Raw genomic sequence first — 11,709 nt, 5'->3', positions numbered from 1 at the left:
TTCACGCGCCCCCTTTCTGGACGAGTTCATCCAAGAGCTTCTCCGTAAACAGGTTGCCGCGACCCAGCTGGCCGGCAGGATCAAGCTGGAGTTTGAGACGCGCCGACTCGACCATGGCCTCGTGGCCGTACATCGTCTCCAAGAAGCCCGCCTTGATCTTGCCGACGCCGTGTTCGGCAGAAACGGCACCGCCCATGGCCGTGACCTCGGAAGCCCACTGGGCAAAGAGCTCTCCACCACGACGGTAGTCTTGCGCATCGCGCGGCAGGATGTTCACATGCAGATGGTTGTTCCCGATGTGTCCCCAGGCAGCAGACTCAAGCCCGCTTTCGGCCAGCGTGCGGCGATAGAGGGCCACGACATCGGCAAGGCGTGCATTGGGCACCGACATATCCGATCCCAGCTTGGTAATGGTGGGGTCGGTGCGGCGACGCTCGTCAATGAGCATGTTGACGCTCTCGGGCACCGCGTGGCGGAAGAACCGCTGGCACTCGCGATCGACTTCGGTGCGGGCGACCCATGTCGCATCGTCGCGGCCGCCCGCAAGCTCCAGCACCCATCCCAAGTGGTACAGCTCCTCGGTCGCCTGCGCCTCGTCATCGCAATCGAGCTCCACGTAGACACATACCTTGGCCTCTTTGTCGAGCGCCGGCAGCGAGGCAAACGCCGTCGACTGCTCGCGCTGGCGACGTAGAATATCCAGGGCGCCAGCATCGAAGTACTCGATGGCAGCCGCATGGGACAGGACAGGGCGCACGGAATCGGTAAAGGACACCGCCTTGTCCTCGCTATCGAAAAAGCAACTCACATCCCAAACGACCGCAGGCGCCGCCTGCAGGGCAATCTCGAGCTCGGTGATAACGCCGAGCGTGCCGCACGCGCCGATAAAGAGGTCGATGGCGTCCATATCGTCCGCAACGAAATAGCCTGAGGCATTTTTTGTCTCGGGCATGGTATAGCCGGGAAGATCGAGCTCGAGCGTACGGCCCTCTGCCGTCACGAGCGACAGGTGGCGGCCCTGGGCAAAAGCCTCGCCGCGCTGAAGCTCAAGCAAATCGCCATCAGCCAGCGCGACGTGGAGTCCCGTGATATGCGGGCGCATGGGGCCGTAAGCGTAGCTGCGGGCGCCGGAGGCGTTGCATGCCGCCATGCCACCCAGACAGGCAGATGCCTCGGTGGGATCGGTGGGAAAGAACTGCTCGGGGGACTCTTGGAACTCCTCGTAGGCCTCAAGCGATGCCTGGTCCCAACCAGCAGTCGGCAGCACCTTCTTGCTCAGCTGCTTGCGCAGCTCCGAGAGCACAACGCCCGGCTCCACGCGCAGCAGAAATTGGCCTTGTTCATCGCGGCGAAGGCCCAAGTAGCGATTCATACGGGAAGTATTGAGGATATGCCCGCCGTGGGGCACGGCACCGGCGGCAAGGCCGGTTCGGGCGCCCTGAACCGTTACCGGGACACGCTCGGCATGGAGCTTTTCCAAAATGGCACGGAGCTCGTCTTCCGTTGTCGGAAACGAGATGCTCGAGGCCTCGCCCGATGCGCGAGACTCATCGCGACCATACTCTTCGAACTCGTCGGTGAAGGGTTTGATGGTTGCAGACACGCGAACTCCCCCTTTAGCTAACTACAGTGTTTGCAGGGAGATGTTACCGCATCGTTTCGTCGACGTGTTCGAGACCGTCTCCATAATTGGCGATTTTTACGTTCGTGCAATTCGGCGAGCGGCTTGATTTCCTCGGCAGACGATGCTTTTGACACTTATGGCCCCGCCGTCGCCGACCGCGCGATTGACGCTCGAAAAAAGTTGGAGTATTTTTTGCCGCCTTCTACCTGCGGAGACGCCAATCCGTCAAGCATTTGGTCAGAAATTGGTCAAGTAGCGGCTGATACGGTCGGCGTCGACAGCCAAAACCGATAGAAGTTTTGGCCCAGAAGCAGGGAGGTTCCCATGGCATATTACTGGCCCCAGTACGGCATCGCCATCGAAGTCGACGACGATCCCCATCTCCTACCTTTCGACGAAGAGGCATTCCCCGATACGACGGTCTACCACGTTACCACCGATGTGATCTGCGACCCCGAGTCGTTCTCGGCGCTCGCCCACCACATCGCGCATATCCACGACATCGAGCTCCCTCCCGACTTCGACGAGCTCGTCTACTCGCGCCGTCTGATGCTTCACATGCTCTTTGGAGCGGACCCGTCCACCTTTGCGCGCGTCTATACCACCAAGGATGCCGCATGAGCGCGAAGAGGCCACCCCACTTTGTAGGCCTGGGTCGTCGCAAGAAGCTCATCGTTGCCTGTTTGGCCATCGTCTGCGCCCTTGTCGCCGTAGGACTATACGCTTGGCAGTCGCAGCCCGTACCCGAGGCGGGCGCTTCGGTTACGACGGCCGAGGGCAAAACGCGTCAGGAAATCCAAGATGAGCTCGACGCTATCGTCCGCGACAACATGATGACGATTTCGGTCGCGCCGGTCGCTCAGCTGCAGGAGGACGGCAAGCTGCGCGTCAACGTGCAAAACGTCCAAGACAATAAATTTCCCCAGCGATTCCGCGTCATCCAAAACGACGAGACCATGTACGAATCCGGTGTGGTCGAGACCGGCAAGACAATCGAGACGTGCCCCGCTGGCGACATCAAAGAAGGCGAGGCGTACATCGAGATCCAGGCACTCGATGCCAAGACCCTCGACAGCCACGGCAATCCGACACGTGTCAAGGTACGGGTTGAGCAAGCCGAGAACTAGCTTTTTCGGCCGACGCGGCACCGCACGCAATTCACCAGCATTCGTCCAATCATCGCGGGGACGGCCCGCGGCGAATAGAAAGGAACGACCATGGACATCACCAGGAACATGAACGGAGCCAGAGCGCTCGTCGTTGGCGCAGGGCTCGCGCTCGCGCTCGCAATGGGCGCCGCCCCGACGCCAGCTCTGGCAGCCGGGCGCGTTGGAACCACGAAAGTAATGGTCAGGACCGAGATCGACAACGTAGAGTTCAAAGTTCCGACGGTTATTCCCTTCGTCGCCAAGGCCGACGGCACGCTTCAGGGCCCCTCAGAAGACGCGACCACCATCGACAATCATTCGGCCTACGGCATCCATGTCACCAACATGAAGATCGACGCCATGAACACCTGGACCATTGCCGCCGACGCCAAGGCCGGAACCGCGCAGAATTCCATCGACTTTAAGGTCGGCCCCGACGGTGCACTCCAGAACGCCAGCGCCGCAATGCAGGAGACGGGCCTCGATCTTTCCAAGAATGCAGCCTTCGACATGGGCTACCAGGGCATTGCCGGCGGCACGGACAAAATTAAGCTCAAGACAAGCGGAAACGTCGCCCGCGTCACGCGCGACATCTTCCGCGTAACCGGCGAAGGCGATCAGGTTGCAACGATCACCTGGACGGTCGAGCCCGGTGCGCACACGGCATAAGGCCGTCGCCCTGGCCGCCGCCGTCAGTATCCTAGCGTTTGGGCCAGCCATGGCCTTTGCCCAGCAAGAACAGGCGCAGGCCGCCACGCAAGTGACGGTCGACCTCTCGGAGCTCGACCGCGGCAACTGCAAGGAACCGTTGGCACAGACAGACGACAGACGATGGCTCTTGGCAGCAGGCGCCACGGCAGCAGGCGCGGGAACCGCCGGCCTCGGTCTGCACATCAAACGCAGCCAGAAACGAAACACGGACAGGCCGCACTAAATTAGCTAAGGAGACCCCATGGCATCGAAGAACCTTTTGCCCGTCGTCGCACTCTGCGGCGCGCTCGCAACCGGAACGCCTGTCGCCGCTTGGGCGACTCCCGTCATGGCAGACTCCTTACCAGCAGCCCTAAGCTCCGCACCAAATCCGTCGAGCGCCATTGCGTGCAAGCGTTTTTCGATCGCACAGGCCGCAATCTCAACCTCGGGATGCCTTCGTCGTAATACGGACGGCTCGATAGTCGTGGATATCAATCGTTCGAACAAGGCAAACGGCTCCCAGGCGGGGTGCGCCGTCTGCACGTGGCGCTCGATTGTGCTCGATGCAGATGGCGATCCGTGCGATTTGGGGTTGCGCATCGATATCGCTTCGGTCGATGACTCGGCGAACGGAGCGAAGGTCGCCTTCGACGGTGCGTTTTTCGAGAAAGGAGGCGGTATATGTCTGGGCTGCGCCGCCGCGAATGCAGACGATGTGCAGCCCACCCTCTCATTCACGGCATCGCTGCGGCTGACCAAGGCGGGCACCGATGCCATCGCGGCGGGAGAAGCATCCCTGCTGTTCTACGCCGCCAGTACCGAAGACACAGACATTCATTTCGAGAAGCCGGCCGGATCGCTCGGCCTTACGCGCGGGACGGAGGCAGGCCCTATTGCGATCGATACCCACACGCTAGGCAGGCAACGCATTCTTGCCGACCCGGCGCTTCTCGAGATGGAGTGGAACGGATCCGGAGCCGTCGGGATTGTCCCCTCCGCGCTTGACGCCAAGACGCTCCCCTCAAACGACGAACCCATCAACGCAACCATACAAGAAGAGAGCACGGACAAAGAAGCAGGTGCGGGCGACACGCCGTCGCCGACAAACAGCGTCCCAGCTTCTTTCGAAGCACCGAATGAGCCCGCTACCGGTCCAAACGATCCCGAGCTCGCGGGCAGTCTGGGGCTTGCTGATCCTCAGGAGATCGATGAAGGTAACTGCTGCGTGCTTGCCGCCCTCGACCACACAGAGGTCATCGATGCTGCAAACATCGAAGTTGCCGCCGTCAATCAGCCCGTCCGCAAGTCGGCCATCATCGCATTTCCCGAATCCATCGAAGTCGTCTTTTTGCCATCGGGCGAGGTCGTGGCCCCAACACTGCTCACCTTGTTGGGCGCCAAGAATACTCGAAACGAAATTAAAAAGGTCACGGTTGTCGACCCTGCAACCACCGCTAAACTGCGTCTATACGCCGTTGCCCCAGACGGAGGCAAGACCTTGGAATTCGATGGCGACACACTTCTAGCCTGGCGACGTCTGGACATTATGCAAGACGTCTCGTATCAGATCGAACTCGAAGGGTTTGATCGTGCCCGCGATGCCAATATCATCGCCGCGGCTATTGAATCCCCGCAGCGGCTTATGACACTGCGCTTTGACTACTACCCCTATGTCCCGACAACCACCTGAGGCTTAAATGCTGCGCATCATTCCTAATACCACTTATATAACGTATTAGATGAGTCGCGATGTGCCTCGCATTTCGTTCTGCTACGATTGCCACGTTGGCATCAATACAGGAGGGCTCATGCCGGGCTTGGGAACAATCATCAACGTTGCGCTTTTAGTTGCGGGCGGTCTTTTGGGATTAGCGGGCGGCCGCTTCATTACACCGCGCATCCAAGACACGCTCATGAAAGCATCGGGGCTGTGCGTCCTGTTTATCGGCCTGGGCGGCACCATGCAAAAGATGCTCATCATCGATGGAAAGGCGCTAGCGACCACCGGTACCACCATGCTCATCGTCTCATTTGCGCTCGGTTCGCTCATCGGCGAGGCCATCAACTTGGAGGCCGCCATCGAGAACCTTGGCGAATGGCTCAAGCGCAAGACTGGCAGTGAGGGCGATAACGAGTTCACCAACGCTTTTGTCTCGACTTCACTCACCGTGTGCATCGGCGCCATGGCCATTGTGGGATCGATCCAGGACGGCCTGCTCGGCGACTGGTCAACGCTTGCCCTCAAGGGCGCACTGGACTGCATCATCGTCTGCACCATGACGGCCTCGCTTGGCCGCGGCTGCATCTTCTCCGCCCTGCCCGTCGCCGTGTTCCAGGGGACGATCACGTTGTTTGCCGGCGCGCTCTCCCCCATCATGACCACAGCAGCCCTCAACAGCCTTTCGCTCGTAGGCTCCATGCTCATCTTCTGCGTCGGCGTCAACCTCATCCGTCCTCAGACCTTCCGCACGGCCAATATGCTTCCCTCCGTCGTCATCGCCGTCATATACGCCCTCCTGTTCTAAATCTATCAACGCAGCGGTATCTCGAACATCTGTTTGATGCTGTGCTATGATATGAGGTCACCGTAGCTGCGTTCGAGAGGAGGAGCGGTGGCCGACCAGGACATCAAGATGCTCATCGAGCGCATTATGGCCGAGGCCCGGACCCATCAGTCCGCCCGCTTCTCAAACGAAACCTACGCAGACGAGCCGATTCTCAAAACCGGCCGACAGATGCAGAATTTCCTCCCCGACCAGTACCGTAAAATGCGCGAGATATCGCGCTGGCAGGATGATCCCAAGGGCGGTGCGGGCCGCTGGCTTTCGGAAGCCGAGCTTTTTTACCGCCAGGGCCTGCTGATGGCCGACTTTGAGGACGACTGTCCCTACAACGGCACCTTTAAGTCGTACTTTCCCACCTACAACGCCATGAGCGACCGGCAGCTGCGCGGCTACTTTACCTGGCGTGCCCAAGTCCGCCGCGGAACCGTCGAGGAAACGTCTACGTCCTTTGCCTTTCTGTATCTCTATGAGCTGATTTGCGGCATTGGCGTAGATAATCCGCTCGATGGCTTTAACAAGATCAAGACTTTTTGGGATGTCTATCGCGCCTTCGAGCCCGGCATCGACCGGTTTGCGCGCGTGTGGCTGCAAGATTACGCCGTGTTCCACGGGCTCGACCCCAAGCTGCTTCGTGACTCTAAAACCGTCATGTTCGATAACGCCCTTATCGAGCTGCGACGCGCGGCGCGAGACCTTGTACCGGCACCGGCACCGTCCGGCCAGACCCCTAAGCGTCGCAAAACCTCCGAGCCCACGCTCCCCCTTCCGCCCGATGAGGTGCGCGAGGAGCGACTCATGGCCGCCATCAACGCCCTCTCCACGTACAACCTAAGTAGCTCGCGGCTCGACCGCAGCCACCACCGCGATCTGCGCCACGTGGCGTGCGCCGTGTATGTCCGCATGGCGCGCTACTATGACACGCACCGAAAGACCGGCATCGTGGCAAGTTTATTTGGGGAGGAGACGGCCATGCCCTACACCATGTTTGCCTCGGCCGTATTCTTTGCGCCCGAGCGCCACGAGGACTGCGAATACCGTCTGGACCCCATCCATATCTACCGTTGCCAAAACGGTTTTTGGGAATGCATGCGGATTCACGGTAGCAGGCAAAAGAGCACCAAGCTCGGTGAAATGATGCGCGCCTGCGACCAACGCCTGCGCCTGGCGCTGGACCCCGCCCATCCCCTTAAGGAAGAAAAGGTCCCCAAATATCTGGCCAAGATTATCGATGACGAGATTGTGGCATGGCTTTCGTGGGACGCCGCACACCAGCCCGTCAAGATCGATATCGATTTGAGCCAGCTGGGGCACATTCGGAGCGCTGCCGCACAAACGCGCGAAGCGCTTTTGATCGACGAGGAACGCGAGGACGGCGCGTCCGCAGAAGCCGAGGCAGCGGACTCAGGGCAACCGGAAGCCGAGCCTGCGGCCGCCGCGACGGTCGAGGCGGTCGCGGCGGCCGCAGGGCAGGACGAGTCCGACGAGCCGACCATATCCACCGAACAGTTTGGTGTCGTAGCACCGCTTCTCGCACCGACGCCCGCGTTCGCAGCTGCTGCGCCCGCTGACGCCACGAACGAACTCGCGCCCGCCGCAGACGCCTATCTCCGCGCGCTGCTCGAGCACAACGCAGTACAGGCGGAATCGGCGGTAGTGCAATCGGAGCAGAGCGAGGACATGCTCGTCGATACCATCAACGAGGCGCTCTTTGACCTGGTGGGCGACACCGTAATTGAATTTAGCGCGGCAGGGCCGCAGATTATCGAGGACTACGAAGCAGACGTGAGAGGATACCTAGACCATGAGTGATACCGCATCCGCAGCACCTCGCGTGCCCAAGCGCGTCGCTGCCGTCATTCTCAACTCGCTCAAGGGCGGTGTGGTCCCGCGCATCGGCCTTCCTTACATCACCGTAGGGCGCGAGGTCGAGATCCGCGCCCTGCTCACCGATCTGAGTCTCATCGCCGACGGTGGCGCGAGCTTCCGCTTTCTGGTCGGTCGTTACGGCGCCGGCAAGAGCTTTTTGCTCCAGACTATCCGCACGCACGCCATGGGCGAGGGATTCGTCGTCGCTGATGCCGACCTGTCGCCCGAGCGCCGCCTGCAGGGCGGTCAGGGACAGGGCCTTGCCACCTACCGCGAGCTCATCCGCAATATATCGACCAAGACGCGCCCCGAGGGCGGCGCGCTCAACCTTATCCTGGATCGCTGGGTCGCCTCGTGCGCCGACGCCGACGAGTCTGCCGTCAATGCCCAACTGGCCCCGCTCGAGGAGATGGTCCACGGCTTCGACTTCACCCGCATGCTCCGCCGCTATCGCATGGCCGCATCCGGGGGCGACGAAGAGGCCATGAGCCGCGTGACCAAATGGATTCGCGGCGAATACCGCACCAAGAGCGAGGCACGCGCCGAGCTGGGCTCCTCGACCATCATCAGCGATGACGACTGGTACGACTACGTTAAGCTCATTGCGCGCTTTTTGGTCTGCAGCGGCTACAAGGGCATGCTGGTGCTCATCGACGAACTCGTGAATCTGTATAAGATTCCCAACGCCATCACGCGCCAATACAACTACGAGAAGATCCTGACCATGTACAACGACACGCTCCAAGGTAAGGCGCAGTACCTGGGCATGATCATGGGCGGCACGCCAACCTCCATCGAAGACCGCCGCCGCGGCGTGTTCTCCTACGAGGCCCTGCGCAGCCGACTCGCTCAGGGCCGCTTTGCGCGCGAAGACCTTAAGGACATGCTCGCGCCCATCATCCGCCTGCAGCCACTCACCTACGAGGAGCTGCTGGTGCTGATCGAAAAACTCATGCAAATTCACGCCGGCTACTTTGGCTGGACGCCCACGCTTACCGAGAACGACTTGGTGGACTTCCTCAAGATCGAGTTCGGTCGCGTGGGGGCCGACACGCATCTGACGCCGCGTGAAGTCATTCGTGACTTTATCGAGCTGCTCGACATCCTATGCCAAAACCCCGACGCCAACGTGGCCGAGCTGCTGCAAAGCGTCGGCGGCGACGCGTTGGCGCCGGCAACCGCAACAGGCGACACCGATACCGCAGGCGGCGACCGTAACTTCGCCGAATTCACCATCTAACCTGCCAATAAGGGACAGGTTTATTTTGGCAGGTTTTATCTGGGCAAACGTTGAAGCAGTAATGCAGCAAGCCGTTGCCAGCCGCGTTGAGAGATTCGTTGTTGAAAGGAGGCCCCGTGAACGCCTTTGACCGCTACGCCCCGTTTATCCAAGACTTCATCTACTCCCACGATTGGGAGAGTCTGCGCTCCATCCAGGTTGCGGCGGCAGATGCCATCTTCAACACGCAAGACAATGTGCTCCTGACGGCATCCACGGCATCTGGCAAAACTGAGGCGGCCTTCTTTCCCATCCTGACCGAGTTTTGGGAGAACCCGCCCGCGAGCGTGGGCGCCCTCTACATTGGCCCCCTCAAGGCGCTCATCAACGACCAATTCGTCCGCCTCAACGACCTGTGCGAAGAAGCCGATATCCCCGTCTGGCACTGGCACGGAGATGTCTCGCAGTCGCACAAAGCAAAGCTCATCAAAAAGCCGAGCGGTATCCTACAGATTACGCCCGAATCACTCGAGGCACTCCTGATCCACAAGCACATGGCAATCCCGCGCATGTTTTGCGACCTGCGCTATGTGGTTATCGACGAGGTTCATTCGCTTATGCGCGGCGACCGTGGCGGGCAAACGCTCTGCCTTATCGAGCGACTCTCGCGTATGGCAGGCGTGCAGCCCCGCCGCGTCGGCCTTTCTGCTACCATCGGCGACCCCGAGCGCACGGGCGCCTTTCTCTCACAGGGAACGGGACGCGATTGCGTTATCCCCCGTTTTGAGGAGCCGCGCCGCGTGTGGCGTATCTCCATGGAGCACTTCTACAACTCGGGCCCCCAGGCACAGCAGCGAAGATTCACGAGCACAGGCCCGCAGGAAGCTGAGGTGCTCGCATGCGAGCGCATTGAGGCGGCACCACCCGCGGCGCTGCCCGCCGGCGCCCAAGACATGCGCCACAGCGGACAGCTCACGCAAGAGGAGCGCCGTCAACGTCGCGAGCAGGCACGGGGCAAGGCTGCCCCCAAGGACCGTCGCACTTCCTCGGCTCCCGAGGGCGAAGTCGACATCCCGCAGGCAACCGAACAGGCGCTGCTCAACCCCACCGACACCGCACCTGACAACGCCGACCCCGGCATGGGCTACATCTTTGAACATACCCGCGGCCGCAAGTGCCTGGTCTTTGCCAACTCGCGCGAGGAGGCAGAGGCCGTGTGCTCCGTGTTACGCAGCTACTGTGAAAACCGGCACGAGCCAGACCGCTTCCTCATCCACCACGGCAACCTCTCGGCATCGCTACGCGAGACCGCCGAGGAGCTCATGCGCGACGAAGAACAGGCGCAGACAACCGTCACCACCTCCACGCTGGAACTCGGCATTGATATCGGTCGCCTGGAGCGCGCGTTCCAGATCGATGCGCCGTTTACCGTCAGCTCCTTTTTGCAGCGCATGGGGCGCACAGGCCGCCGCGATCTTCCACCCGAGATGTGGTTTGTCATGCGCGAGGAGGAGCCCGAGCCGCGCACGATGATGCCCGAAACGATACCCTGGAAGCTCCTGCAGGGCATCGCACTCGTACAACTCTATCGCGAGGAAAAGTGGGTCGAGCCACCCGAGCTCGATCGACTCCCCTACAGTTTGCTCTATCACCAGACCATGTCGACGCTCGCCAGCACCGGCGAGCTCACACCGGCCGAGCTTGCCCAACGTGTGCTCACGCTCAGCTATTTCCACCGCGTCTCGGCCGATGACTATCGCGTACTGCTGCGCCACCTTATCAAGATCGACCACATCCAGGTCACCGAGGGCGGCGGGCTCATCGTGGGCCTCGCGGGCGAGCGCATCATCAACAACTTTAAGTTCTACGCCGTGTTCCAGGAAAACGAGGAGTTTACCGTTCGCAGTGAGTCGGCCGAGTTGGGCACGATCGTCAATCCCCCACCGCCTGGTGAGCGCATTGCCATCGCCGGACACTGCTGGATTGTCGAGGAAGTGGACTGGAAGCGTCATACCGTCTTTGCCACACAGGTAAAAGGTCGCGTGCCTGCCTACTTTGGCGACTGCCCCGGAGACATCAATACGCATGTACTCGAGCGCATGCGCAAGGCGCTCAACGAGCACGCGGCATATCCGTACCTCATGGGCAACGCGCGGTCACGCCTTGCACAGGCTCGTCATACCGCCGAGATTTCGGGCGTGGGAACCAAGCCGCTCATTAACCTGGGCGGCGACACCTGGGTGCTCTTCCCCTGGCTGGGTAGCTACGCCTTTTTGGCACTCGAGCGCATGCTCAAGATCAAGTGTGCCGCGGAACTGGGCCTTCGCGGACTCGACCCTTCACGCCCGTACTTTATGCAGTTTAAGATGAAGGCCGACGAGGAGACGTTCTTTGAGGTACTCGCCGCCGAGGCCGAAAAGGACTTCGATCCCATCGAGCTCGTCTATCCCGGCGAGGTGCCTTATTTTGACCGCTACGACGAGTTTGTTCCCGAAGAGCTCGTGCGCAAAGGCTTTGCCGAAGGCGTGCTCGACACCGAAGGCATGAAGCAGCGCGTTCTCGGCTGGCGCGACCACACCTAAGACGGGACTGACT

Annotated in this window: 10 protein-coding genes; 9 read left to right on the top strand and 1 reads right to left on the bottom strand. The window is 60.8% G+C overall.

Annotated features, from left to right (window positions below):
• Position 1: 1 nt before the first annotated feature.
• Positions 2–1,603 (bottom strand): FAD-binding oxidoreductase, encoded by a 1,602-nt coding sequence (locus tag ACESSC_RS05275; RefSeq protein WP_373161669.1) that lies wholly within the window; start codon positions 1,601–1,603, stop codon positions 2–4.
• Between the two features lie 345 nt (positions 1,604–1,948).
• On the opposite strand from ACESSC_RS05275, the gene ACESSC_RS05270 reads away from it, so the two are divergent.
• The 9 genes from ACESSC_RS05270 (at position 1,949) to ACESSC_RS05230 (ending at position 11,696) form a co-directional block, all read left to right on the top strand.
• Positions 1,949–2,245, top strand: a complete 297-nt coding sequence (locus ACESSC_RS05270) for a hypothetical protein (RefSeq protein WP_152068378.1) — start codon at positions 1,949–1,951, stop codon at positions 2,243–2,245.
• Entirely contained in the window at positions 2,242–2,751 is a 510-nt protein-coding gene (locus ACESSC_RS05265) for a hypothetical protein (RefSeq protein ID WP_342995603.1), read from the top strand. The genes ACESSC_RS05270 and ACESSC_RS05265 overlap by 4 nt, the downstream gene beginning before the upstream one ends.
• A gap of 90 nt (positions 2,752–2,841) precedes the next feature.
• Entirely contained in the window at positions 2,842–3,441 is a 600-nt protein-coding gene (locus tag ACESSC_RS05260) for a hypothetical protein (RefSeq protein WP_089573324.1), read from the top strand.
• Positions 3,425–3,706 carry a hypothetical protein gene (locus ACESSC_RS05255; RefSeq protein WP_117640550.1) on the top strand — a complete coding sequence of 94 codons (282 nt, stop codon included), beginning with the start codon at positions 3,425–3,427 and terminating at the stop codon, positions 3,704–3,706. Before ACESSC_RS05260 ends, ACESSC_RS05255 begins: the two co-directional genes overlap by 17 nt.
• 18 nt (positions 3,707–3,724) lie before the next feature.
• Positions 3,725–5,155: a hypothetical protein gene (locus ACESSC_RS05250; protein ID WP_373161667.1), complete on the top strand. Its 1,431-nt coding sequence runs from the start codon at positions 3,725–3,727 to the stop codon at positions 5,153–5,155.
• Positions 5,156–5,273: 118 nt separating this feature from the next.
• Positions 5,274–5,990: a DUF554 domain-containing protein gene (locus ACESSC_RS05245; protein WP_172622415.1), complete on the top strand. Its 717-nt coding sequence runs from the start codon at positions 5,274–5,276 to the stop codon at positions 5,988–5,990.
• A gap of 87 nt (positions 5,991–6,077) precedes the next feature.
• Positions 6,078–7,838, top strand: coding sequence for a TerB N-terminal domain-containing protein (locus tag ACESSC_RS05240; RefSeq protein ID WP_373161665.1), 1,761 nt, complete (start codon positions 6,078–6,080; stop codon positions 7,836–7,838).
• Complete coding sequence (locus ACESSC_RS05235; protein WP_373161663.1) at positions 7,831–9,135, top strand: ATP-binding protein; 1,305 nt, start codon at positions 7,831–7,833, stop codon at positions 9,133–9,135. Before ACESSC_RS05240 ends, ACESSC_RS05235 begins: the two co-directional genes overlap by 8 nt.
• A gap of 116 nt (positions 9,136–9,251) precedes the next feature.
• Positions 9,252–11,696 carry a DEAD/DEAH box helicase gene (locus tag ACESSC_RS05230; protein ID WP_373161661.1) on the top strand — a complete coding sequence of 815 codons (2,445 nt, stop codon included), beginning with the start codon at positions 9,252–9,254 and terminating at the stop codon, positions 11,694–11,696.
• The last annotated feature ends 13 nt before the right edge of the window (positions 11,697–11,709 follow it).

Origin of the sequence: Collinsella aerofaciens (assembly GCF_964243765.1) — a bacterium.
In the GTDB taxonomy this organism is placed as follows: Bacteria; Actinomycetota; Coriobacteriia; order Coriobacteriales; family Coriobacteriaceae; genus Collinsella; species Collinsella aerofaciens_BU.
This window is presented reverse-complemented; position numbering and strand designations above follow the sequence as displayed.

Bases quoted from the DNA above. Each gene is read 5' to 3' on its own strand.
- ACESSC_RS05245 (WP_172622415.1), top strand. From the start codon at position 5,274: ATGCCGGGCTTGGGAACAATCATCAACGTTGCGCTTTTAGTTGCGGGC.
- ACESSC_RS05265 (WP_342995603.1), top strand. From the start codon at position 2,242: ATGAGCGCGAAGAGGCCACCCCACTTTGTAGGCCTGGGTCGTCGCAAG.
- ACESSC_RS05270 (WP_152068378.1), top strand. From the start codon at position 1,949: ATGGCATATTACTGGCCCCAGTACGGCATCGCCATCGAAGTCGACGAC.
- ACESSC_RS05260 (WP_089573324.1), top strand. From the start codon at position 2,842: ATGGACATCACCAGGAACATGAACGGAGCCAGAGCGCTCGTCGTTGGC.
- ACESSC_RS05250 (WP_373161667.1), top strand. From the start codon at position 3,725: ATGGCATCGAAGAACCTTTTGCCCGTCGTCGCACTCTGCGGCGCGCTC.
- ACESSC_RS05235 (WP_373161663.1), top strand. From the start codon at position 7,831: ATGAGTGATACCGCATCCGCAGCACCTCGCGTGCCCAAGCGCGTCGCT.